This window comes from Haloparvum alkalitolerans (genome assembly GCF_055381565.1).
Window position 1 is genome coordinate 1675887 of record NZ_AP043938.1, and the last position, 23448, is coordinate 1699334.

General features: G+C 71.6%; 25 protein-coding genes. 11 read left to right on the forward strand and 14 right to left on the reverse strand.

Going from position 1 to position 23448, the window contains the following annotated elements:
- The 4 genes from ACZ432_RS10745 to ACZ432_RS10760 all read right to left on the reverse strand — a co-directional run bounded on the left by ACZ432_RS10745 (position 1) and on the right by ACZ432_RS10760 (position 3453).
- Positions 1-519, reverse strand: coding sequence for a hypothetical protein (locus ACZ432_RS10745; protein ID WP_426964426.1), 519 nt, complete (start codon positions 517-519; stop codon positions 1-3).
- Entirely contained in the window at positions 516-1493 is a 978-nt protein-coding gene (locus ACZ432_RS10750; protein WP_426964425.1) for a signal peptidase I, read from the reverse strand. Before ACZ432_RS10750 ends, ACZ432_RS10745 begins: the two co-directional genes overlap by 4 nt.
- A gap of 24 nt (positions 1494-1517) precedes the next feature.
- A complete protein-coding gene (locus ACZ432_RS10755) occupies positions 1518-2045 on the reverse strand; it encodes a hypothetical protein (RefSeq protein WP_426964424.1) in 528 nt (175 codons plus the stop codon).
- A gap of 424 nt (positions 2046-2469) precedes the next feature.
- Complete coding sequence (locus ACZ432_RS10760) at positions 2470-3453, reverse strand: transcription initiation factor IIB (RefSeq protein ID WP_058365617.1); 984 nt, start codon at positions 3451-3453, stop codon at positions 2470-2472.
- A 224-nt stretch (positions 3454-3677) separates the two neighbouring features.
- Between ACZ432_RS10760 and ACZ432_RS10765 the strand changes: the two genes are divergently transcribed.
- Positions 3678-4472 (forward strand): helical backbone metal receptor, encoded by a 795-nt coding sequence (locus ACZ432_RS10765; RefSeq protein ID WP_426964423.1) that lies wholly within the window; start codon positions 3678-3680, stop codon positions 4470-4472.
- A 75-nt stretch (positions 4473-4547) separates the two neighbouring features.
- Positions 4548-5078: a DUF84 family protein gene (locus ACZ432_RS10770; protein ID WP_426964422.1), complete on the forward strand. Its 531-nt coding sequence runs from the start codon at positions 4548-4550 to the stop codon at positions 5076-5078.
- A gap of 124 nt (positions 5079-5202) precedes the next feature.
- Here ACZ432_RS10770 and ACZ432_RS10775 read toward each other — a convergent pair whose 3' ends face one another.
- Positions 5203-7014, reverse strand: a complete 1812-nt coding sequence (locus ACZ432_RS10775) for a flippase-like domain-containing protein (RefSeq protein ID WP_426964421.1) — start codon at positions 7012-7014, stop codon at positions 5203-5205.
- A 180-nt stretch (positions 7015-7194) separates the two neighbouring features.
- Here ACZ432_RS10775 and ACZ432_RS10780 point away from each other — a divergent pair, with 180 nt between their 5' ends.
- Together ACZ432_RS10780 and ACZ432_RS10785 are read left to right on the forward strand one after the other, a co-directional pair.
- Positions 7195-7443 carry a DUF7123 family protein gene (locus ACZ432_RS10780; RefSeq protein WP_426964420.1) on the forward strand — a complete coding sequence of 83 codons (249 nt, stop codon included), beginning with the start codon at positions 7195-7197 and terminating at the stop codon, positions 7441-7443.
- A 55-nt stretch (positions 7444-7498) separates the two neighbouring features.
- Complete coding sequence (locus tag ACZ432_RS10785; RefSeq protein ID WP_426964419.1) at positions 7499-8170, forward strand: HAD family hydrolase; 672 nt, start codon at positions 7499-7501, stop codon at positions 8168-8170.
- Positions 8171-8220: 50 nt separating this feature from the next.
- On the opposite strand, the gene ACZ432_RS10790 is transcribed toward ACZ432_RS10785, so the two are convergent.
- Positions 8221-8832: a winged helix-turn-helix transcriptional regulator gene (locus ACZ432_RS10790; protein ID WP_426964418.1), complete on the reverse strand. Its 612-nt coding sequence runs from the start codon at positions 8830-8832 to the stop codon at positions 8221-8223.
- A gap of 117 nt (positions 8833-8949) precedes the next feature.
- Complete coding sequence (locus tag ACZ432_RS10795) at positions 8950-10089, reverse strand: SPFH domain-containing protein (protein ID WP_426964417.1); 1140 nt, start codon at positions 10087-10089, stop codon at positions 8950-8952.
- Between the two features lie 122 nt (positions 10090-10211).
- Here ACZ432_RS10795 and ACZ432_RS10800 point away from each other — a divergent pair, with 122 nt between their 5' ends.
- The gene (locus ACZ432_RS10800) at positions 10212-10643 is read left to right on the forward strand and encodes a hypothetical protein (RefSeq protein WP_426964416.1); all 432 of its coding nucleotides are present in this window, start codon (positions 10212-10214) and stop codon (positions 10641-10643) included.
- Positions 10644-10667: 24 nt separating this feature from the next.
- Here ACZ432_RS10800 and ACZ432_RS10805 read toward each other — a convergent pair whose 3' ends face one another.
- Entirely contained in the window at positions 10668-11294 is a 627-nt protein-coding gene (locus tag ACZ432_RS10805) for an NfeD family protein (protein ID WP_426964415.1), read from the reverse strand.
- 198 nt (positions 11295-11492) lie between these two features.
- Here ACZ432_RS10805 and ACZ432_RS10810 point away from each other — a divergent pair, with 198 nt between their 5' ends.
- Together ACZ432_RS10810 and ACZ432_RS10815 are read left to right on the forward strand one after the other, a co-directional pair.
- Entirely contained in the window at positions 11493-12539 is a 1047-nt protein-coding gene (locus ACZ432_RS10810) for an NAD(P)-dependent glycerol-1-phosphate dehydrogenase (RefSeq protein WP_426964414.1), read from the forward strand.
- 872 nt (positions 12540-13411) lie between these two features.
- Positions 13412-14899, forward strand: coding sequence for a 2-isopropylmalate synthase (locus tag ACZ432_RS10815; RefSeq protein WP_464378865.1), 1488 nt, complete (start codon positions 13412-13414; stop codon positions 14897-14899).
- 81 nt (positions 14900-14980) lie between these two features.
- Here the strand turns inward: ACZ432_RS10815 and ACZ432_RS10820 are convergent, their stop codons facing one another.
- Positions 14981-15760, reverse strand: coding sequence for a YIP1 family protein (locus ACZ432_RS10820; RefSeq protein ID WP_426962404.1), 780 nt, complete (start codon positions 15758-15760; stop codon positions 14981-14983).
- Positions 15761-15898: 138 nt separating this feature from the next.
- Between ACZ432_RS10820 and pth2 the strand changes: the two genes are divergently transcribed.
- A complete protein-coding gene (pth2, locus tag ACZ432_RS10825; RefSeq protein ID WP_426962403.1) occupies positions 15899-16237 on the forward strand; it encodes a peptidyl-tRNA hydrolase Pth2 in 339 nt (112 codons plus the stop codon).
- Entirely contained in the window at positions 16237-17625 is a 1389-nt protein-coding gene (truD, locus tag ACZ432_RS10830) for a tRNA pseudouridine(13) synthase TruD (RefSeq protein ID WP_426962402.1), read from the forward strand. The genes pth2 and truD overlap by 1 nt, the downstream gene beginning before the upstream one ends.
- A gap of 64 nt (positions 17626-17689) precedes the next feature.
- Here the strand turns inward: truD and ACZ432_RS10835 are convergent, their stop codons facing one another.
- The gene (locus ACZ432_RS10835) at positions 17690-17920 is read right to left on the reverse strand and encodes a DUF7312 domain-containing protein (protein WP_058365631.1); all 231 of its coding nucleotides are present in this window, start codon (positions 17918-17920) and stop codon (positions 17690-17692) included.
- A 93-nt stretch (positions 17921-18013) separates the two neighbouring features.
- Positions 18014-19771, reverse strand: a complete 1758-nt coding sequence (gene pyk / locus ACZ432_RS10840; protein ID WP_426962401.1) for a pyruvate kinase — start codon at positions 19769-19771, stop codon at positions 18014-18016.
- 157 nt (positions 19772-19928) lie between these two features.
- Between pyk and ACZ432_RS10845 the strand changes: the two genes are divergently transcribed.
- The gene (locus ACZ432_RS10845; protein WP_426962400.1) at positions 19929-20168 is read left to right on the forward strand and encodes a hypothetical protein; all 240 of its coding nucleotides are present in this window, start codon (positions 19929-19931) and stop codon (positions 20166-20168) included.
- Between the two features lie 56 nt (positions 20169-20224).
- On the opposite strand, the gene ACZ432_RS10850 is transcribed toward ACZ432_RS10845, so the two are convergent.
- Positions 20225-20500 (reverse strand): pro-sigmaK processing inhibitor BofA family protein, encoded by a 276-nt coding sequence (locus tag ACZ432_RS10850; RefSeq protein ID WP_426962399.1) that lies wholly within the window; start codon positions 20498-20500, stop codon positions 20225-20227.
- 59 nt (positions 20501-20559) lie between these two features.
- Positions 20560-21915, reverse strand: a complete 1356-nt coding sequence (aroA, locus tag ACZ432_RS10855; RefSeq protein ID WP_426962398.1) for a 3-phosphoshikimate 1-carboxyvinyltransferase — start codon at positions 21913-21915, stop codon at positions 20560-20562.
- A gap of 118 nt (positions 21916-22033) precedes the next feature.
- On the opposite strand from aroA, the gene ACZ432_RS10860 reads away from it, so the two are divergent.
- Positions 22034-22555 carry a multiprotein bridging factor aMBF1 gene (locus ACZ432_RS10860; protein WP_426962397.1) on the forward strand — a complete coding sequence of 174 codons (522 nt, stop codon included), beginning with the start codon at positions 22034-22036 and terminating at the stop codon, positions 22553-22555.
- 48 nt (positions 22556-22603) lie between these two features.
- On the opposite strand, the gene ACZ432_RS10865 is transcribed toward ACZ432_RS10860, so the two are convergent.
- Positions 22604-23344 (reverse strand): DICT sensory domain-containing protein, encoded by a 741-nt coding sequence (locus ACZ432_RS10865; protein WP_426962396.1) that lies wholly within the window; start codon positions 23342-23344, stop codon positions 22604-22606.
- Positions 23345-23448 lie beyond the last annotated feature (104 nt).

Genomic DNA, 23448 nt, shown 5'->3' on the forward strand with positions numbered 1-23448 from the left:
TCACGTCGACGAACACTCCGTTCCCGTGCGGCTCTCGTTGACCGTCGCGCTCCGGTCCGCTGCGGAAACCGCGACCGACTCGTCGCTCGCGTTCACGTCGAAGCCGACGGCGGTCCCGTCGGAAACGTCGCTCGCGAGGTCTATCTCGACGCGCTCGGTCGCACCGACCGCCAGCGAGAACGTGACCTCGTTGCCTTCGTTCCCGCTGCCGAGCGTCAGGTTGCCGTACTGCGTCGCGTCGTCGCGGAGCGCCACCGTCACGGAGAGCGTCGACCCGAGCCCGTTGGACAGGTCCGCGAGCATGCAGGTCTCGCCGCTCTGCATCCCGTGATAGGGCTCGATCGTGACCCCGCCGCTTCCGTCGTCGACGGTCTCCAACGACGACGCCCGATCGAGGGCCCCGGTCTGAAACGCCTGCAGCCCGACCGGTCCCGGCCCGATGAGCAGACAGACGAGCAGCACCGCCGCGACGGTGGCGGTCCGGCCGGATCCGCCACGACCGCGTCGACCGCGGTTCACGTGTTTCGGCCCCCCTTCCCCGTCCGCCGCGATCGGCTCCGGAGGGGCGCCCCGGGGAGCGACGAGAGCCGGTACAGCGCAACGACCGGCGTGTACATCACGGCGGTCGTCGCCAGCCCGGCCACCGCGGGGTGGACCGACTGCAGCGCGGCCAGCACCGACGGAGGGAGCATCGGTGGGTACTGATAGACGTGCAGCGTCGCGGCCGTCGTCCCCGACAGGCCGGAGGGCCTCTCGAGTGTGATCTCGTGGCTGCCGTCCGTCCACGCGCTGTCGCGGACGGTCGCGCCGCGCGCGGTGACGGTGGAGACGAGCCAGGGGTGCGAGGTCGTCTCCAGTTCCACCGTCGCGCGGCCGTCCTCCAACAGCACCCCGTCCTCGCCAGGTGCGTCGGTGAGCGTGACGCCGACGGCGCTGCCCCCGACGAGCATCGGCACGACGGCGGCGACGGCGCCGACCGCGAGGGCGAGACGCACGAGGCTGCCCTCCGAGATCGGCGTCCGTCGCGGACGCGTGCGACCGTATCCCGTCACGAACAGGGCGATCGCGGTCGCGGCGACCAGGCCGCGCTTGTGTCGCTCGATCCCCGTCGCGGCCGTTCCGATCCCCGGGATCGTCACCGGCGAACCGCCGAGCGTCAGCACGCTGGCGACGATCGCGTCCCGCGATACCGGCGGGTGTCCCGCCTGCTGGTCGGTCACGTCGTTGTTGTCTCCCTGCGTCACGTAGCCCGCCTCCGTTTCTCCGACCACGCGATGCGTGACGTACTCGTCACGGTGGTCGGAGCGGAACGTCACCACGTCGCCGGGAGCAACGTCGCCACTGGGAAGCAGCACGATCCCGTCGCCGACGTTCATCTCCGGTTCCATGCTGTCCGATTCGACGAAGCTCACTCCGACCGGTGCGCCCGGCGGAGCGAGCAGGAGCCCCACGAGCGCGGCGAGCAGCAGTATCCCGACGGTTCGTGGGGTCATTGGTTCGCTATTCCTCCGTGCGGATTAGCTGATCGAGACCGACAGCGTGCCGGAGAGATCCGTGCTCGCGGCGTCGAGTTCGATCACGACGTAGCCGACCTCGCCGGCGGCCAGGCTGATCGAGCCGGTGGAGCCGGGCGAGGCGGTGTCGACCTGCGTCCCCGTGTTGTCGTAGAGCAGGAAGGAGACGTTGCCCGCGTTATTCGTATTGTCGAACACGTAGTCGAACGTGTACTGGTACTGCGTGTTGTGGTTGTTCGTGACGTTGAACGCGTACGTCTCGTTGGCCGCGCCCGTGTCGCCGACCGTGTACGTCGAGTTCGCGTTGACGCCGTCGGCAGTCACCTGACTGAAGTCGATCTGGAGCTCGTTGTTGCCGTCGTAGTAGACGAGGTCTGACGCTCCGGGCGCCAGCCCGGTGAGGGCGGCGTCGTCGCCGGCCACCTGCACGGTGGCCGTCCTGTCGACCTGCCCCGTCGTGAACGCTGCCGTGCCCGCGACGCTCGATACACCGATGACCGCGATCAGTAGGACCGCAATTTTCGTGTTCATGAGTTGGTCGAGCCGCGTCGATCCGCGCCTGGAGACCGCCGTCCGCGATCGCAGCGACATGCCGCCGTCCCGTTCCGAACGGGAGCGGCGATCCCGACGGACGCCCGCCCGAATCACTGGCTCTAGCGAAGCCAGACGAACACCGTGTAAAAGCCTTGGCAGCTAAAAATCAATATTGATAACGAAATCCGAGAAAACGGCACAGAAGTTTCTAGATACAGAAATTAACGGGATGCAAGATTATCATAAATGGATCTAGAGATCGAAAATGGTCTCAACGGTCACGATCTGGTAGTCGAGAGCCGGGACCGTCGAGCGGTCGGAAGAGGCGGCCGGTACCGTGGCAGTGCGGTCGACCGGCGGCGGTGTCAGAACGAAGTCCGCGAGAACGAGCGGGTGCCGGTCGAGTCCGGTCGGTCGCGGATCAGGCGACGAGGCCGTCCTCGGCCTCGAGGAGTTCGTGGTAGCGGTTGCGGATGGTGACTTCGGAGATGTCGGCGACCTCCGAGACCGCCGCCTGCGTCGTCTTCTCGTTGGTCAGCAGGGCGGCGGCGTAGACGGCGGCCGCGGCGAGACCGACCGGCGACTTGCCGGAGTGGACGCCCTTGTCCTTCGCGTTGCGGAGGAGCTGTTTGGCGCGCATCTCGGACTCGTCGGAGAGTTCGAGGTCGGAGGCGAAGCGCGGGACGTACTGCTCGGGGTCGGCGGGTTTGACCTCCAGCTTGAGTTCGCGGACCACGTAGCGGTAGGTGCGGGCGATCTCCGACTTCTCGACCCGGGAGACGTCCGCGATCTCGTCGAGGCTTCGCGGGACGCCGGCCATGCGGGCGGCCGCGTAGACGCAGGCGGTCGAGACCCCCTCGATGGAGCGGCCGGGGAGGAGGTCCTCCTCCAGCGCGCGGCGGTAGATGACGGAGGCGGTCTCGCGGACGTTGTCCGGCAGCCCCTGCGCGGAGGCCATGCGGTCGATCTCGCCGAGCGCCTGCTTGAGGTTGCGCTCCTTCGAGTCGCGGGTGCGGAACCGCTCGTTCCACTTGCGGAGCCGCTGCATCTTCTGGCGCTGGCGGGCGCCGAGCGAGCGGCCGTAGGCGTCCTGGTCGCGCCAGTCGATGTTCGTCGAGAGCCCCTTGTCGTGCATCGTGTTGGTGGTCGGGGCGCCGACGCGCGACTTCTCGTCCTTCTCGCGGGAGTCGAACGCGCGCCACTCCGGCCCGCGGTCGACCGAGTCCGCCTCGACGACGAGCCCGCAGTCGGCACACACCGTCTCGCCGTGCTCCTCGTCGGTGATGACGTTGCCGTCGCATTCGGGGCAGGTGAGGCTCTCGGCCTCGCTCTCGCTTTCGGTCTCGTCTTCCGTCTCCGTTTCGTGGCGGGCGGATCGGCCCCGCACGTGTGATCGTTCGCTCATGGGTGTATGGGTCCCCCGGACGAACCGATAGAAGCCGAGGAAGGTCTTACGGAGTGGATGCGAGGACGACGCATAAAGGGACCGGAATCGGTCCGGTCCGCGTCCCGCGGTCTCGGCCGCTCTCCGCGCCGGCGCCGCCCCTGCGCGCGGCCCCGACCTGCCGCCCCGGACGCGACCCCGCGCCGACCGAAGCGCCCATGTCGCCGGCCGCCCTCGCCCCGCCAATGACGGACCCACGCGTCGTCTCGCTGGCGCCGAGCGCGACCGCGACGCTCGCGGCGATGGACGCCGCGGACCTGCTCGTCGGCGTCACGACGCACTGCGAGGTCCCGCCGGCTCCGGAGCGCCGCGGAACCGGCGACGCCTCGCCGACCCGGATCGGCGGGTGGCTGAACCCGGACCCCGAGCGCGTGGCCGCGCTCGACCCGGACCTGATCCTGACCAGCGACCCCCTGCAGGCCGACCTCGCCGAGGAGTTCCGCGACCGCGGCCACGCCGTCCACCACGCCGAGCCGGCGACGCTGGACGTGGTTCTCGACTCCTTCGCCGATCTGGGTGTCGCCGTCGACAGGCCGGGAGCCGGCCGCGACCTCCGTGCGGACGCCGCCGACCGCCTCGACCGCGTCGCGGACGCCGTCGCGCCGGCGGTGGCCGAGCGCGGTCGGCCGGTCGTCTACTGCGAGGAGTGGTCGGACCCGCCGATGGCCGCCGGCAACTGGGTCCCGGACGCCGTCCGCGCCGCCGGCGGGCGCTACCCCTTCGTCGACGCGGGCGAGCGCTCCCGGGAGGTCGCCGGCGACGCCGTCGAGGCGGCCGACCCCGACCACGTCGTCCTCCACGTCTGCGGCCGCGGGGAGCGCTCCGATCCCGAGGCCGTCCGGAACCGGGAGTGGGCGATCGACGCGCCGGTCCACGTCGTCGACGACGACCTCCTCAATCAGCCGAGTCCGGCGCTGATCGACGGCGTGGAGCGGCTGGCCGAACTCCTCCATTCGGCGACGGTCGACGCCGGCGTGTGAACGTCGAGCGGACGCCGAGTCGTGAGCCTCACCGGAGCCGACACCGACTTGTGAGCCCCGCTCGGAGCCGCCCCCATGCACGTCGGCGTCGGCAGCGGCAACCCGGTGAAACGCGACGCGGTCGAGCGCGCCCTCGCGGCGGGCGAGGCCGCCGTCCCGAGCGACGCGACGGTCGAGGCCCGTCCCGTCTCCTCGGGCGTGAGCGAACAGCCCCGCGGCCACGCGGAGACGATCCGCGGCGCCGAGACCCGGGCGCGGAACGTGCTCGCCCAGGGCGACTACGACCTCGGGGTCGGGTTGGAGGGCGGCGTCGCCGCGTTCGACGGCGCCGACGGCCTGTTCCTGATCATGTGGGCCGCGGTCGACGACGGCGAGACGGTCGGCCGCGGCGCCGGGCCGAGCATGCGGCTCCCGGCCGAAATCGAGCGACGAGTCGCCGACGGCGCCGAACTCGGGCCGGTGATGGACGACGTGCTCGACGCCGAGGGCGTCGCCAGAAAGGGCGGCGCGGCGGGCGCGTTCACCGGCGACCGCGTCGACAGAACCACCGCGCTGGAGACCGCGGTCGCGGGCGCGCTCGGGCCGTTCGTCACGGACCTCTACTGATCCCCACGCCCTTTTGACCGATGCCGCGCCAGACGCCCCGTGCCCGACGGCGGGCGCCGGGACGGAACGCGGGTGCGCGGCACGGACGTTCCGGCGAGCGGCGAGTCCGTGCCGCCTGTCCGCCCTACTCGTGGAGCGGCTCCGCCTCGCTCGCGTCCGAGCTCTCCTCGACTGCCGTCGTCAGCGAGACGTTGAGCACCAGCATCGACGCGACGCCGCCGACCACCGTGACGACGTTCTTGAGCGCGTGGTCCAGCACCGCCGCGCCGAACGCGACCGGGAACGTGATCGGCGTCAGCCCGATCACCAGCACCGTGAACGCCCCCTCGTAGAGGCCGATCCCGCCCGGGGACAGCGGGAGCACCTTCGCGAGGTTCCCGACGCTCACTGCGAAGAAACAGACCGCGAGCAGCGTGACCGGCGCCAGCCCGACGCCGAACGCCGCCAGCACCAGCGCCGCCACGAGCACGTCGATCACCCAGATGACCACGCTCGAGGCGCCGACGCGGGCGAACGCCGCCGGGTCGCCGCCGACCCGCTGGACGTCGCCCACGAACCGCTCCAGCACCGCCGCCACGTATTCGCCGTAGGAATCGTCGCTGACCGCCTCGACGAGCGCACGCACGCGGTTCGCGTCCGACCGCGCGGACAGCACGATCCCGACGACCGCGCCGACCGCGGCGAGTCCGACAGCCATGGCGACGTACACCGCGACGCGGCCGGCGTCGTCGCCGCCCGCGATCGCCGCGACTACCTCGGCGAACTGGCCGGACGCGGCGTAGCCGACCAGCACCACGCCCGCCAGCCCCGCGAGCGTTAGCAGGTCGAAGACGCGCTCGGCCGCCAGCGATGCGAATCCGGATGGGTACGGGATCCCGCGGCGCACCTTCACGACGTACGCGCGCACCGCGTCGCCCATCCGCGCCGGGAACACGAGGTTCCCCGTCTGCGAGATGAAGATCGCGCCCGTCAGGAACCCCGTCCGCTCCCGGAAGCCGAGCTCCCGGAGGATGTCCCGGTAGCGGTAGCCACGGAGCGGCCACGACGCCGCGTACAGCACCGTCGCGGCGGCCACTAACCCGGTGTCCGCGCGCCGCATCTCCGCCAGCACGGCACCCAGATCGAGGTACTGGGTCATCAGCGCCGCCGCGGCCAACACCAGCAGGAACCCGGCGGCAGCCGTCTCCCGGCGACCGACCCGGGGCGCCACCGAGAGCTGCCACCAGAGGCGCACGACCTGCGAGCCCATGCCGACCACGTCGCGGACGAGGTCGACCTTCGTGTCGCCCTTCGGCTCCCAGTCGACCGGGAACTCCTTGACCGCGAGCCCCGCCCGCTGGGCGCGCACCAGAAGCTCCGTGTCCCAGAACCAGTGGTCGTCCTCGACGTCGTCGCGGAGTCGCTCGAACGCCTCCCGGGACAGCGCCTTGAAGCCGCACTGGTGGTCGCGGACGTCCGACCGCAGGACGGTCCGAACGAGCAGGTTGAACCCGCGCGAGGGGACCCCGCGCTTCGCCGGTCGCTCGGCCTCGTTTCCGGGCATCCAGCGCGAGCCGGTGGCCACGTCGTACTCCCCCGAGCGCACCGACTCGACGAGCTCCTCGAGGTGGCGCATGTCCGTCGCCATGTCCGTGTCGAAGTAGACGAGCGTCTCGCCGTCGGCGGTCGCAAACGCGCGTTCGAGCGCCCCGCCGCGGCCGAGCCGTTCGTCGCTGTGGTAGTGGTGGACGCGGTCGTCCGCGGCCGCGAGCCGCTTGGCGATCTCGGGCGTCCGGTCGTCACAGCCGTCCTCCGCGACGATCACTTCGAAGGAGCCGGCCGGGAGGAACTCGCCGAGCGTCGTCAGCGCCGTCTCGACGGTCCCCTCGATCGTCGCCTCCTCGTTGTACGCGGGAAGGACGACGCTTACGGTCCGGTCCTCGGACGACCCGGTCATTGGCCAATCCTGGCCGCGGCGGAGATAAGTACCTTCTGAAGCCGCGAGGTTCGGCCGACGTACCGGAACCGGCGCCCTGGCTCCGCGATCCGCACGCCTTCGGCCTCAAAACCGCAAGCGGGGAGCGTGTTAACCACGTCTACCAAACGCCCTTTCCGAGGCGGAGCCGTTCGGGACGGTATGAGCACCACCACCGCGACGGCGACGGCCGGTGCGGCGCTGACCGACAAGCAGGCGCGGATCCTCGCGTATCTCCGGGAGCACGCCAGCGACCGCACCTACTTCAAGTCCCGGCTCATCGCGGACGACCTCGACCTCTCGGCGAAGGAGGTCGGTGCGAACATGAGCGCCGTCCGCGACGCCGTGACGGACCTCACGATCGAGAAGTGGGGGTACTCCTCGGGGACGACCTGGATGGTCTCGGCGTAGGCCGTACCGCCCCACCGACGCGACGCTTTTGTCCCTCCCCCACTTCCCGTGGAGCATGTACGACGCCCTCCTGTTCGACATGGACGGCGTGTTGCTCGTCGGCGCCGGCACGGATCCGGGCGTCTACCGGATGGCGGCCCACGACGCGCTCCGCGAACTCGGCGTCGACCCGCCGAGCGTCCCCGCCGGCGACGCCGACGCCCTCGAGGCCGTCCACTACTCCGACGAGATGGCGACGGCGTGCGACGCGCTCGACGTCGACCGCGACCGGTGGTGGGCGGCCCGCGAACGGCACGCCTCTCGACGGACGAACGCGCGCGTCCGGTCGGGCGCTCGCCGGCGGTACGACGACGTGGCGGCGTTGCCCGACCTCGCCGCGGATCGACGGCTCGGCCTCGTGAGTAACAACCGGCACGCGACGGCCGCCTTCGTCGCCGACTTCTGTTTCCCCGGCGTCTTCGAGGCGGTCGTCGGTCGGGAGCCGACCGTCGCCGACTACCGACGACGGAAGCCGGACCCCGCCCTCGTCGAGCGGGGGCTGACGGCGATGGACGCGACCACGGGGTTGTACGTCGGCGACCGGGAGACCGACGTGGTCGCCGCGGAGCGCGCGGGCCTCGACGCCGCGTTCGTCGAGCGCCCGCACAACGACGCCGCCGACCTCGACGCGGAGCCAACCCACGTCGTGGCGTCGCTGTACGACCTCCGGGACCGGATCGGTGACTGACCGTCCTCGGACGGCAGGCGCCGTGCGCGACCGAGATCGGTCGTCGACGGTCAGGGGTCGTACCGCACGTAGTCGGCGGCAGCGTCGGCGAACGCGACCGCGTCGGGGCCGAACGACTCCGCGTGGCGCACCACGAGCGTGATGAGCCGTTCCGGCTCCCGGAGCGCGTAGCCCCCCTCGCGGGTCAGCAGTCCGGCGTCCGCGAGGTCCGCGGCCGCGGCGCTGATCGTCGGCCGTGAGACGCCGAGTTCGTCGGCGACGGCGGCGCCCGTCGCGTCGGGGTCGCGGAGCAGCGCGAGGACCAGGCCGCGCGGCGTCTCCCGGCGGAGGTATCCGAGCGCGCGCTTGTCGACGGCGTCGAACCGGCCGGCGGGGAAGAACCGCCGGTAGTCGCCGTCCTTCATCGACTCGACCGCCCCCGTCTCCTCGAGCTTACGGAGGTGGTGCTGGGTCTCACCGGTCCCCAGCCGCAGGTCGTCGCGCAGCTTCGAGAAATGCGCGCCGGGCGTGGTCGCGACGTATCCCTGGATGGCCTCCCGCGTTTCGTTGGCGTCCTCGTCGGGGGCCGCTGCCGCGCTCCCGGCGGCGGCGAGCGGCGCGGCTCCGAGCGCGGCGAAGCGCCGCAGTGTGGCCCGCTTCCGCCCGTCGACGCCGTCACTCATCGTCCGAAGGTGGACGAGCGCCGATTAAAAGGGCTTCGTTCGCCGTGTGCGTCTGTCACACGGGACGGCGCCACACCCGGACGGGCCGACGGCCGGCTCGCCGAACGGGATGGGTCGTCACTCCGTCTCGGGTTCCGTTTCCGCGTCCGCTTCGGGAACCTCCTCGTCCATCTCCTGGATGACCTCGTCGGCGGACTTGATGCCCGACTCGCCGCCTGCCTTGACCTTCTCCGCCTCCTGTTCGAGCTCCTCGACGTTCATCTCGGCCGCCTCGTCGATCTGACCGAGGATCTCGTCGATGTCGTCGAGGCCGAGCATCTGGCGGGTCTCCTCGTCGAACTCCAGTCCCTCCAGCCCCTCCGATTCCGTGGCCACGTCGGAGCCGGTGAGGTGCTTCCCGTACCGGCCGACGAGGCTCGTCAGCTCCTGCGGGAGGACGAAGGTGGTGGACTCGCCCTGACCGATGGCTTCGAGCGTCTCCATGCCGCGCTCGATCACCGCGCGCTCGCCCATCGACTCCGCGGACTTCGCCCGCAGGACGGTGGAGATGGCGTCACCCTGCGCCTCGAGGATCTGGCTCTGCTTTTCACCCTGTGCGCGGATGATGTTGGACTGCTTTTCCCCCTCCGCCTGCTCGACCGCGGAGCGGCGTTCTCCCTGCGCTTCGAGGATCATCGCGCGGCGGCGACGCTCCGCGGAGGTCTGCTGCTCCATCGCCTGCTGGACGTCCTTCGAGGGGTTGACCTCGCGGACCTCCACGCTCTCGACGCGGATCCCCCACTCGTCGGTGGGCTCGTCGAGCTCCTTGCGGATCTTCGCGTTGATCTCCTGGCGCTTGTTCAGCGTGTCGTCCAGTTCCATGTCGCCCAGCACGGCACGGAGCGTGGTCTGTGCGAGGTTCGAGACGGCCTTCTTGTAGTCGTCGACCTCGAGGAACGCCTTCTTGGCGTCCATCACCTTGATGTAGACGACCGCGTCGGCGGTCACCGGGGAGTTGTCCCGGGTGATCGCCTCCTGTCGGGGCACGTCCAGCGTCTGCGTCCGCATGTCGAACGGGTAGGTGCGGGAGACGAAGGGCGGAATGACGTTGATCCCCGGCTCCAACAGCTTCCTGTACTCGCCGAACACCGTGAGCGCCTTCTTCTCGTACGCGTCCACGATCTCGACGGACTGCCAGACCGCGACGACGACCAGAAGCAGGAACAGCAGGCCGACGCCTGCCAGTCCCACGTCGAGTTGGAGGGTAAGGAACTCCATGTTCACACGTTAGCACATCCGACCATAAGGGTTGGCCCGACGGGAGTCCGGCCCGGGTCCGGGTCCCCCGACCACCCAACCCTTTTCCCTCGGACGGCGCACAGCCCGACCCGGACCGGTTCATGGCACGCGCCGAGAGCGACGACCCGATCAACCGCGCGCTGTTCGGTCGGAGCGCGGTCCGGGCCAGGCGGGCGATCGCGCTCGCGGGGGCCGCCTTCGTCGCGGCGGCCGCCGGCCTCGCGATCGTCGAGCGGTTCTACGGGATCGACGCGGTCGTTCGCCCGCTCTGGTGGCAGGCGGGGGCGCTCGTCGTCGTCGCGGCGACGGCGGCTCACGCCTACCTGAACGGGGGGCTCCTCGTCTGCTGGCTGCTCGCGTTCGGGCCGCTGTTCGGCGTCTCCGCGGGGCTCGGCGGTGCCGTCTTCGCGGAGGTGCGATCGGGACTGCTGGCCACCGCGGCGGCGTCCGCGGTCGGGGCGGGGGCCGCGGCGGTGCTGCTCGGCGGCGCCGGCTTCCTGATCGGCTACGGGCTCCGATACCTGCTTCGCTAGCCGGGCGGACGCCACCGAGTCCGGTCAGACGCCGCCGGATCCGGTTTCCGTTTCGGTGTCTCGGCCGGTCTCGGTTTCTCGCTCCGCGTCGGCGTTCCGCTCGGTCTCCGCGGCGCGTCTCGTCCGCTCCCGGTCGGCCGCGAGCTCGCGGTCGATGTCGTCCTCGACGACGCCCAGCGACTCCACGGTCACCACGTTTCCGCCGCCGGGGTCGACCACCATCACCTCGGTCCCCTCCTCGATCTCGCCGTCGAACGACCGCGCCGAGTAGTAGGGGTTGAACCCGCCGGCGTCGAGCTTGACCTCGCCGCCGGTAGGCGTGACGCGCTCCGTCACGCGGCCGGTCTCGCCCTTGAGCGTGTCGCTGTCCCGCGTCTGCTGTTGGCCCTTTCCCCCGTAGAGGTCGAGTTCGTGGTAGCCGTAGAAGGCGGCCGCCCCGAAGACCAGTATCAGGAGGCCGAGCAGGAAGGGACTCGCGAGCGGACCGAGCGCGAGCCCGACGAGACCGGCGCCCAACAGGGCGATCCCGACGACGATGAAGTTCGCACCCGGTGCGATCGCCTCCGCCATCGAGAGCAGCAGTCCGGCCGCGAGCAGCAACAGCGGCAGGGTCTCCGGGCCGACCAGGTCCAGCTGGACGAGCAGTTCCATACTCCCGCTTCGGGGGCCATCCGATTAAGTTGTGGCCCACGGGCCGGCTCGCGTTCGGACCACGTCGAGCGGCCGTGGGACCACGTCGAGCGGTCGAGGACGCTCCGCGTTGCCCGACGACGCGGCGAGCCGTCGGCCGCCCGTCGCCGTTCCGGATCAAGAGGAACGCCTTTGAAACTCCCCCGCGTCGGCCCGCGTATGTTCGACAAGTCGACGTGGATCAAGCTCCCGCGGAGCGTCCTGTTGGGCCACGGCGTGCTCGACGACCTCGGGGGCGCCGTCGAGGACCTGTACCTCTCGGGGCGGCCGCTCGTCGTCACCAGCCCGACGCCGAACGAGCTCGCGGGCGACCGCGTCCGGGCGCAGTTCGACGACCCCGCGACCGCGGTCGTCGACGAGGCCTCCTTCGACGCGGTCGAGGAGCTGATCGACACCGCGGAGGCGGTCGACCCCGGCTACCTCGTCGCCCTCGGCGGCGGCAAGCCCATCGACACCGCGAAGATGGCCGCCGACCACCTCGGCGTCGGCTTCGTCTCGGTCCCGACCGCGGCCTCCCACGACGGCATCGTCTCCGGGCGCTCCTCGATCCCGGAGGGCGACACGCGCCACTCGGTCGCCGCGGACCCCCCGCTCGCGGTCGTCGCGGACACCGAACTCCTCGCGGACGCGCCGTGGGAGCTGACGACCGCCGGCTGCGCGGACATCATCTCCAACTACACCGCGGTGAAGGACTGGCGACTCGCCCGCCGGCTGCGCAACGTGGAGTACTCGGAGTACGCGGGCGCGCTCTCGGAGATGACCGCGGAGCTGCTCGTCCAGAACGCGGACTCGATCCGGCCCGGGCTGGAGGAGTCGTCGTGGATCGTCGCGAAGGCGCTCGTCTCCTCCGGCGTCGCGATGTCCATCGCGGGGTCCTCGCGGCCGGCCTCCGGCGCCGAGCACCTGTTCTCGCACCAGCTCGACCGCATCGCGCCGGGGAAGGCGCTCCACGGCCACCAGGTCGGCGTCGGCTCCATCCTCACCGAGTTCCTCCACAGCGGCGAGCAGGGCCAGTGGACCGCCATCCGCGACGCGCTGGCGAGCATCGACGCGCCCACGACCGCGGCCGACCTCGGCGTCAGCGACGACGAGGTGATCGAGGCGCTGACGACCGCCCACGAGATCCGCGACCGCTACACGATCATCTCCGGCGGGATGAGCGAGGCGGCCGCCCGCGAAGTCGCGAGCTATACGGGCGTTATCTGAGGGAGCGTCGCGAACCTGCTGTGAAATTTTCCGCAGGTTCACTGTACGACGGGTTCGATTTTTCTGTTTCTGCTGCAGAGCCTGCTGCTTGGAACAGCAGCGTCCAGAAAGCCCCAGCCGGCTCGACCCGCCGGGTTCCGGCAGACGGTCCGGGCTGCCTGCGGTGGCGGGCTGCCGGGCTGCGACTGCCGTCGTCCCGCTCGTTCCTCGCGGGACCCTCGCTGCGCTCCTCGCTCTCAGGCTGGCGAGACAACCCGCGTCTCGCCGCTCTCCGGCGTGCGGTAGCGCGCCGGAGACACCGCCCGCTGCGGTGCTTGCGTCGTCCGGGCGGGACCGAGCCGGCTGCCCCTTTCAGTCCCACCCACCGCCCCGCACAGCAGCCTCGTCCCTCCCCAGCCTCGGCGGCGGCGCGGCCGCGAAACCGCAGCGCGGGACAACCCGCGTCCCGCTGGCCTCCGGCGTGCAGTGGCGCGCCGGAGACACCGCAGGCGGCCGCGCCGCCGCCTCCACCGAAAATCGGAGATTTTCGAGCAGCCAGCGTGCAGTAGCGCGCTGGCGACCTCGCGCGCGTTCCTCGCGCGCCGACCGCAACAGCTCCGCGCCGGGAGTTCGGTCCGACCGAAATCTCCCTCCTCGCCGGCCGTCGCTATATCTGTCCCGACCCGCGAACTTATCCGTGCGTGTCACAACCACACGAGTACGAATGACCCGAGACGTTTCCAGTCATTCGGAGGATAGAGGAAGTCGCCACACGGCGGCTGGCCGCGAAATTCTCCGGTGACGACGACCGCGCGCGTCGCGACGACGGCGCCCGCGACCCGACCGACGTAACGACAGTTTTCTCCGAGGCCGTACACAGCGAGGGCGTCCAGCTGCTGGACACGACGCTGCGCGACGGCGAGCAGATGCCGGGCGTCTCGCTGACGCCGTCGGAGAAACTCGACCTCGCCCGCGACCTCGACGCCGCGGGCGTCCCGCTCGTGGAGGCCGGCTCCGCGTGCACCTCCGAGGGCGAGCGCGAGGGGATCCGCCGCGTGGCGAACGCGGGCCTCGACGCCACCGTGACGAGCTTCGCCCGCGGCGTCCGCGCCGACGTGGACAGCGCGCTCGACTGCGGCGTCGACGGCATCAACCTCGTCGTCCCCGCCTCCGACAGACACGTCGAGACGAAGGTGGGCAGCGACCGCGACGCGGTCGTCGAGCGCACCGCCGACCTCGTGGCGTACGCGAAGGACCACGGCCTCTGGGTCGAGGTGCTCGGCGAGGACGGCTCCCGCGCCGACCTGGACTACCTCGAACGCCTGATGGGCGCGGGGCTCGACGCCGGCGCCGACCGCGTCTGCTACTGCGACACCGTGGGCGCGGCCGGCCCGGAGCGCACCCGCGAGGTCGTCTCGCGGCTGGCGGAACTGGGCCCGACGAGCCTCCACACGCACGACGACCTCGGCTTCGGCATGACGAACGTCCACGCCGGCCTCCGAGCGGGCGCGGACACCGTCCACGCCACCGTCAACGGCGTCGGCGAGCGCGCCGGCAACGTCGCGTTGGAGGAGGTCGCGGTCGCGCTCGACCGCGTCTACGACGTGGAGACGGTGGACCTGACCGGGCTCTACGACCTCTGCCGGGCGGTGGCGGACGCCACCGGCGTCGCGCTCCCGCCGAACAAGGCGGTCTGCGGCGCCAACGCCTTCGCTCACGAGTCGGGCATCCACACCGACGGCACGCTCAAGGACGGGGCGATGTACGAGCCGTACCCGCCCGAGACGGTGGGGCGCGAGCGACGGCTCGTCCTCGGCAAGCACGCCGGACGCGCGGGCGTCAGCGCCGCGCTCTCGGAGCACGGCGTCGAGGCGACGGACGACGAACTCGACGCCGTCGTCGAGCGCGTGAAGGACCTCGGCGACCGCGGCAAGCGCGTCACCGACGCGGACCTGCTGGCCATCGCCGAGGACGTGCAGGGCCGCGACCGCGACCGCCACGTCGAACTGGTGGACCTCTCGGCCACCTCCGGCTCCGGCCTCCCGACCGCCTCCGTCCGCCTGCGCGTCGGCGACGACGAGCGCGTCGCCTCCGGCACGGGCGCCGGCCCGGTCGACGCCGCGGTCGAGGCGGTCAGGACCGCGCTTCCGGATGACGGCGACCTGGCCGCGTTCGACCTCGACGCCTACCACGTCGACGCCATCACCGGCGGGACGGACGCGGTCGTGACGGTCGCGGTCGACCTCTCCCACGGCGACCGCTCGGTCTCCGTCGAGGCCTCCGACGCGGACATCACCCGCGCCAGCGTCGCCGCGATGGTCGACGCGCTCGACCGCCTCGCGGACGCGCCGGTGGACGAGCGGACGGCCGCCGCCGACTGACCCCTCCGGACGCCGCTGCCCGGACCGCGGGTCGGTATCCGGCCGGAACGACCCGGCGAAAGCGGCTCTTCTCGCGCCGGTTTAGATCAGCGCCGCGATCAGGGAGAACCCGGCCGGCATCGCGGCCGCGACGGCGGCGCTCGACCGGGAGAGGTCGTGGAACGACTCGCCGGCGGCCGCGAGGATCCACCACTCCAGCGCGACGGTCAGGAGCGAGGCGACGACGAGCCAGGGCTCGACCGTAGCGAGGGCGGCGAGCACGTCGTCCGCGAGCGCCTCCATGCCGGCAGCGGAGACGGTCGCCGAGCGCAACGCGCCGTACAGGAGGGCGAGCGCGGCGCCCATGCGGAGCAACTCCGGCACGAGCGCCCACGCGGCCGCGGTCAGCGAGGCGCCGAACCGGGCGCTCCCGCCCGCGAACCGCGCGGCGGCGTGGAACACGCCGGCCGAGAACACCCACCAGAGCAGGACGCCGAGGAAGCCGTAGTGGACGTACCCGCCGACCGCGTCGCGGAGCTCGGCGCCGGCGTCGACGTCGACGTACTCGGGCTCCTCGCAGCTCGACGCGAAGGGGCCGTCGGTCGCGGTTCCGCCGTCGGTTCCATCGCCGCCACCGTCGGTGCCGTGCTGCTCGCAGACCCACTCCGGCGGGCGGTCGGGGTTCTCGACGGTGACGGTCGCGTCGATCGTCGCGTCGAAGACGGCGCCGAGGGCGACGATTCCGAGGCTCACGCAGACCGCGACCGCGAGGACGACGACGACCGCGGTCCCGAGCGACGGCGAGCGGCGGTCGAAGAAGCGGTGCGGGGCGGTCGCGGCGCGGCCGAGGGCGGCGCGCAAGCGGGCGAACGTGGAGGGCACGGGCGACGCCTCTCGGCGCGCCGGCAAGGGTTTTTCGTCCGGCTGGGCCGGGGTTCGGCGGCGCCCGTCCCCGCCCGCTGGCGCGGCCACGCGCCCCGAGTAGCCACACCTAAAGCCGCGGCCACGCAGAGAGCGAGTATGAAGCAGGCCATCGTCGCTCGCGCGGACCTGGGAATGGGCGAGGGCAAACTCGCCGCGCAGGTCGCCCACGCCTCGCTGTCGGCGTTCCAGGACGCCGGCCGCCGGACGCGCAAGAAGTGGCAGGGCGAGGGACAGAAGAAGGTCGTCCTGCGCGGCGACTCCGAGTCGCAGCTGTTCGAGCTCGCGGACAGGGCGGACAAGGAGGGGATCCCCTACGCGATCGTCCGCGACGCCGGCCACACCGAGCTGGAGCCGGGCACCGTCTCCGCGCTCGCGGTCGGGCCGGCCAGTGACGACCTGATCGACCGCGTCACCGGGGACCTCCCGCTGTACTGATGCGCGAGGCCCACCCGGTCGAGCGCGCGGTCGGCATCGACCACTACGTCAGCGACGCGGACGGCATCGGGGGGCGTCTCCGCACCAGCCCCGAGGACTTCCGCGTCCGCGAACTGGAGGCGTTCTCGGTCGAGCCCCTCGAGGCGCCCACGGGCGCGTACCCCCACCTCGTCTGTCGGGTCACGCTCCGCGACTGGGACACGAACGACTTCGTCCGCCGCCTCTCGGACGCGATGGGGATCAGCCGCGAGCGCGTCTCGTGGGCGGGCACGAAGGACAAGCGCGCGGTCACGACCCAGTTGATCTCCGTCCGCGACGCCGCCCCCGAGGACCTCCCCGAGGTCCGCGACGCCGACATCGAGGTCCTCGGCCGCGCGGGACGCGCGCTCACCTTCGGCGATTTGGCTGGCAACGCCTTCGAGATCCGAGTCCGCGACGCCGCCCCCGACGCCCGCGAGCGCGCCGCGGAGATCGCCGCGGCCCTCCGCGCGTTCGCGGCGGGAGCGGGGAACGCTGACGAGGGGACGCCGCCCGACCCCGACGACCCGGTCGGCGTCCCCAACTACTTCGGCCAGCAGCGCTTCGGCAGTCGGCGCCCCGTCACCCACGAGGTGGGCCTCGCGGTCGTCCGCGGCGACTGGCGCGAGGCGGTCAGGCTGTACGCGGGCAACCCCCACGAGAGCGAGCCGACGGACACCCGCGAGGCGCGGGCGCTCGTCGACGAGCAGTTCGCGAGCGACGCCCCCGACTGGGACGCCTGCCTCGAGGCGATGCCGGGCAAGCTTCGGTTCGAGCGCGGCATGCTCCACCGGCTCGCGGAGGCGGACGCGCCCGCGGACGCGCCGGACGCGGCGTGGCGCGAGGCGCTCGAAGCGGTCCCCTCGAACCTCCAGCGGCTGTTCGTCAACGCGGCGCAGTCCGCCCTCTTCAACCGCATCCTCAGCGAGCGGCTGCGGCGGGGGCTCCCCTTCGGCGCGCCGGTCGCCGGCGACGTGGCGTGCTTCTCCGATACGGACGCCCCCGCGGAGCTGTACGCGCCTGACACCGACCGACTCCAGCGCGTCTCCGAATCGCGCGTCTCCATCGTGGAGCGACACTGCCGCCGCGACCGCGCGTTCGTCACCGCGCCGCTGGTCGGCACCGAGACCGAACTCGCGGACGGCGAACCCGGCGAGATCGAGCGCGAGGTGCTCGCTGAGGCGGGAGTCGAGCCGGCCGACTTCGACCTCCCGGGCGAGTTCGGCTCGACCGGGACGCGGCGAGCGATCCTCGTGAAGACGGACCTCTCCGTCGACGACGACCTCACCTTCTCGTTCGCGCTCCCGAGCGGCTGCTACGCGACGGTGCTGCTGCGGGAGTTTCTCAAGAGCGGGCCGCTCGACCTGTAGCGACCGCGTTACAGAAATCGGTCTGGGACGACCGGGTTACAGAAAACGCGCCCGTTCGACCGCGCTACAGCACGCCGACGACCACGACGCCGACCGCGAGCAGGACCCCGAGCGCGACGAACACGGCGTGCTCCGGGACGATGGACTCCGGTTCGATCGGCTCGTCGCCGGGACTCGTCTCCTCGACGACGCCGTCCGGCCCCACCTCGTCGATCGAGAAGCGCCAGTCGCCGCCCTCGTCGTCGGCCGCGTCCGCGTCGGCCGCGTCGCCGACGGGGTCGTCGCTGCGACTCATGAACGGACGTAGTCGACCGTCCGATAAATGGTTGGCGGGCTCCCCGTGGTTCGAAAACGCGCGGGGGTCGCCTCCCTGCGTGGCGGCTGCAGCCTACCTGTGTCGCCCTTCGGCGGTCACGTCGCCGTCGTAGACGACGCCGCGCTCGCCGTCCACGGTGACCACGTCGCCGTCCGCGACCGTCGGCGGGAGCGCCGCGCCGGAGATCATCGGGATGCCGAGCTCGCGGGCGACGACCGCGGGATAGCCGGTCATCCCTTCGCGGGCGTCGATGATGCCGGCCAGCCCGGAGAGGTCGCCGGAGAACTCGCCCTCGAAAGCGGCGTCGAGCGCGACGATCGAGCCGTCCGGGACTGCGTCGAGGTCGCCGTCGTCGGTGCGCGCGATCGGCGCCGCGACGTGGCCCGCGACCACGGCCTTCCCGGAGGCGAGCGTCTCGGCGGCGACGTGGACCTTCAGCGTGTTCGTCGTGTTGGTCCCCTCCAGTTCCGTCATCATGCCGGAGAGCACGACGAGCGTGTCCCCGGACTCGGCGGCGCCGGCCTCCAGCGCCGCGTCGACGGCGTTGTCGAGGACGCGTTCCATGTCCTCGGCGTAGTCGGTGTACTTCGGTCGGACTCCCCACGAGAGCGCGAGCTGACGGCGAACGCGGTCGTTCGGCGTCGTGGCGACGACCGGCACCGCCGGGCGGAACATCGCCGTCTTGCGGGCGGTGAAGCCGGACTCGGAGACGGCGACGACCGCGTCCGCGCCGATGTCCCGCGCGAGGTAGCGCGCCGACCGCGCGAGCGCCTCCGTCCGCGAGCCCTCGTCGGCGGTCGGGACGCGCTGTTCCCGCGTCTCGGCGTACTCGTCGCTGCCCTCGATCTCGCGGACGATCCGGTCCATCGTCTCCACGACGTTGACGGGGTCGTCGCCGATCGCCGTCTCGCCGGACAGCATCACGGCGTCGGTGCCGTCGAGGACGGCGTTGGCCACGTCGGACGCCTCCGCGCGCGTCGGCCGGCGGGAGTGGACCATCGAGTCGAGCATCTCGGTCGCGGTGATCACCGGGACGCCCGCGTTGACGCAGGTTCGGATGATCCGCTTTTGAATGACGGGAACGTCCTCCAGTGGACACTCCACGCCGAGGTCGCCGCGTGCGACCATCACGCCGTCGGCGGCGTCGACGATCCCCTCCAGGTTGTCGACCGCGCCCGCGCGTTCGATCTTCGCGATGACGGGGATGTCCTCGGCGCCGCGTTCCTCCAGCCCGTCGGCGATCCGGTAGACGTCTTCGGCGTCGCGCACGAACGAGGCGGCCACGAAGTCCGCCTCCGCGCGGGCGGCCAGGTCCAGTTCGGCCTCGTCGGAGGGGGTGATCAGGTCCACGTCGATGGCGACGCCCGGCAGGTTGACGCCCTTTCGGGAGCCGAGTTTTCCACCGGAGTCGATGCGGGCGATCACGTCCGCGCCCTCGACGCGCTCCACGGTCGCCTCGATGCGGCCGTCGTCGAGCAGCACCGTGTCGCCCGGCTCGGCGGCCGCGATGGAGTGAGTGAGCCCGACCGCGGTCGGCGTCGCGGTGGCGCCCTCGTGGAACCGCACCTCGGAGTCGGCCTCCAGTCGGATCGGCTCGTCGATCTCCGCGGTGCGGACCTCCGGCCCCTGCAGGTCGACCATGACCGCGAGCGGGTCGACGGTCGCGCCGTCGACCGCCCGTACGCGGTCGATCACCTCCTCACGGTGTTCGGTAGTGCCGTGGCTGGCGTTGAGGCGGGCGACCGACATGCCGGCGTCCGCGAGCGCGCGGATCGTGGCCCGGTCGTCCGACGCCGGACCCAGCGTACAGACGATCTTGGCGTTTCGCATACCCCTCGATTCGTCGGACGGCCGCAAAAAGCCCCACGATGGAGTCGCTCCCGAGTTAACGTTCGTGAGGGTCGCCCGGTTCCGGGTCGACGCGGGGCCTCGGCTCGGACCGGTGCGGCCACAGCGCTTTACGGGATGGCGTCCACACGAGTGACGCATGCGCGAGTTCAGACAGGACGCTGTCGGCAAGCACGTCGTGGACGTCCACGGGGAGGACGTGGGACGCATCTCGTCGATCGAGGACGGCTACGCCCGCCTCTCGCCGGAGACGGGCGTCGCCTCACGCATGGAGGCGGCGCTCTCGCCTCCGGACGTGGACGGTCACGCGATCGCCCCCGAGCAGGTCGAGGAAGTGACCGAGGAGTACGTCCGCGTCGACGTGGACCTCGGCGAGTAGCGGTCCGGCTCCGCCGTTTCGCGTCGGCGTTTTCGCCGAACCGTGGCCGGAAACGGCTACAGCACGGGCGTCAGCATCCCGGCCACGAAGGCGACGTCGAGGTACGAGAGGATGATGACTAGCACCGCGCCCGGAACGCCGGCGATCGCACAGACCAGCACGGACAGCCACGAGATCTGTACGCCGAGCCCGGCGAGGTTGGCGACGAAGAGGATGACCACGCCGACGATGGCGTTGACGGCCAGCCCCTTCACGGCTTTCAGCAGCTTGAACGCCACGAACAGGCCGATCAGCGCGGCCGCGAGCAGTCCGATCTCGACGGGTGTAACCATGCCGGGCCTTCTCCGCTCGCCGTGAAAGCTTTTCTGGCGGCACGGCGGCGAGTCCGCGGTTAGCCGTCGGCTTCGCCGTCCGCGTCCGTGCCGTCCGCCTCGCGGTCGATGCGCGCGCCGAGGTCGTACATCGTCTCGAAGAAGGTCGGGAACGAGACGGCGACGTGCTCGCCGCCGGCCACGGTGGTCTCGCCGTCCGCGGCCAGCCCGGCGACGGTGAGCGCCATCACGATCCGGTGGTCCCCGCGGCCGTCCACGGTCGCCCCCGTCAGGTCGCTCTCGGAGCCGTGGACCGTCAGCGTGTCTCGCTCCTCGGTGACCGACGCGCCCATCCGCTCCAGTTCCGCCGCCATCGCGGCCACGCGGTCGGTCTCCTTCAGCCGGACGTGCTCGCAGTTGACGATCCGGGTGTCGCCCTCGGCGACGGCACCCAGCACCGCGATGGTGGGCAGGAGGTCGGGAGTGTCGCCCACGTCGACCTCGACGCCGGAGAGGTCCGAGCGCCGCACGACGACCGCGCCGTCGCCTTTTCTCCACTCGATGTCGGCGCCCATGCGGTCGAGCACGTCGATGATCGCGGAGTCGCCCTGCGCGCTCGGGAACGCGCCGCGCACGACGACCTCGCCGTCGTCCGCGGCCGCGACCGCGCCGGCCGCGACGAGGTAGGAGATGGAGGAGAAGTCGCCCGGGACCGTGTACTCGCCGTCTGTGGGTTCGTAGCGCTGACCGCCCGCGACGCGGAATCCCTCGGCCCCCTCAGCGGTGTCGCTACCGACCGGCTCCGCGGTGACGCCGAACGCCTCCAGCACCTCCAGCGTGATGTCGACGTACGGCGCCGACTTCAGCTCCGTCGTCAGCTCCACGTCGAGACCCGTCTCGGTGACCGCGCCGGCCATGAGCAGGCTGGTGATGTACTGCGAGGAGATGTCGCCGGGGATCGCGACCTCGCCGCCCTCGACGGGGCCGAACACGACCAGCGGCGCCTGTCCGTTTCCGCGCGTCGACTCGGCCCGCGCGTCCAACTCCGACAGCGCCGACAGGAGCGGGCCCTGCGGCCGCGAGCGGAGCGAGTCGTCCCCGGTCAACACCGTGCCGCCGTCCGCGAGCGACGCCGCGCCGGTCACCAGCCGCATCGTCGTCCCGGAGTTGGCGCAGTCGATCACGTCGCCGGGGACGGCGGGGCGGCCGCCGAACCCCGCCACGTCGAAGGTGTCGCGCTCGCGGTCCCGCGTCACGTCGCCACCGAACCGCTCGACTGCGCGGGCGGTCGCCTTCGTGTCGGCGCTGACGAGCGGCGAGCGCACCAGCGCGCCGTCGCTGTAGCCCGCCGCGAGGATCGCGCGGTGGGTGTAGCTCTTCGACGGCGGGGCCCGCACGGTCCCGCGCACGTCCGAGGGGGTCACGTGAACGTCCATATCTCCCGGTGTGTCGCCGGAAGTATCAGCGTACCGAACCCGGGGCGTCTCGCCGACCGCGGCGGGGAGGCGCCGCGACGGCGGACCCTTTATACGCTCGGCTCCGCTAGCTTCGTTCATGCCCCAGTGTGAGATGTGTGGCGCCGAACAGGCCTCGCTGACGACGACGAAGGTCGAAGGCGCCGAACTGGAGCTTTGTGACTCCTGTACGGACTTCGGCACGGAGGTCCGCCAGGAGTCCACCTCCGGATCCACGAGCAAGTACTCCACCTCCTCGAGCTCCGGCAAATCGTCGAGCGGCGGATCGTCGGGGTCGTCCGGCTCCTCCGGATCGTCGAGCCGGCGCCGCGACATGTTCGACGAGATGGACGAGGTCGCCGCCGACTACGACGACCGCATCCGCAAGGCGCGCGAGAGCCGCGGTCAGAGCCAGGAGGAGCTCGCGAACGACCTCAACCTCAAGGCGAGCATCATCCGCAAGCTCGAGCGCGGGGACATCCTCCCGCCGGACGACGTGCGAAAGAAGCTGGAGTCGACCCTCGACATCTCGCTCATCGAGGGCGGCGACGTCGACGAGGAGTGGGACTCCGGCGACAGCTCGACGATGACGCTCGGCGACGTGGTCAAGCGGAAGGACTGACGGCGCCGCTTTTCTCGGCTCGGACGACTACCCCGGGTTCCGGCGACATTAGGCGACCGCGTCCGGCTCGCCGTCCGCGTCGACGCGTCCGTACGCGTCCGCGAGGTGGTCGAAGACGTAGTCGACGGTGGCCGGGTCGTAGCTCCAGAACCCGTAGAACCGGCCGGGCTGCCGTTCCTCCGCGAGCAGCAGGCACTTGTCCGCGTCGCGGCCGTTCCCGTCGTAGGCGACGAACCACGAGTCGCGGACCTCCGGCGCGCGCTCGACGTGAAGCGTCACGCCGTCGCAGTCCGGCACCTCGCCCTCGGGCGCGGCGTACGCGTGCACGTCGAGCGCCTTCTCGCTCCCGAGCGTCTCGTACACGTCGGTCTGGTCGGCGAACACGTCGAGCGTCTGGAAGCCCGCGCTGAGCGTCCCCTCACCGCGGCGCCACGCGCGGTCCTCGATCTCCCGGGAAGCGGCGACCATCCGCGCCGTCGAGAAGGAGGTGAACAGCGTCTCGTCGAGGTGGTCGAGCACCGCGCGGTACGACCGCCGGTCGAAGCTCGGCGTCGTCGCCTCCGGGTCGCCCAGCAGGTCGGCAAGCGGCGTCGCGCTGATCACCTCCCCGTCGCGCCGCAACAGCGCGAACCCCGTCTCGTCGCCGCCGGTGACGCCGCTGTGGGCGACCTCGACGTTGCGGTCGGCGAACCGTTCGGCGAGTTCCGCGCGGACCGCCTCTGGGGCGTGGTAGACCGTCAGCGTCGCGCGGTGGGCCTCGACGCCCGCGATGAGTTCGGGGAGGGACATGTTCGTTGTCAGTCGTTGGCACGCGACGTATATGTGGTTATGGTCGGTCGTGCGAAAGACGTGCACGGTCGGAACGCCGGCGGACCGCTCGGACACCTCGACGG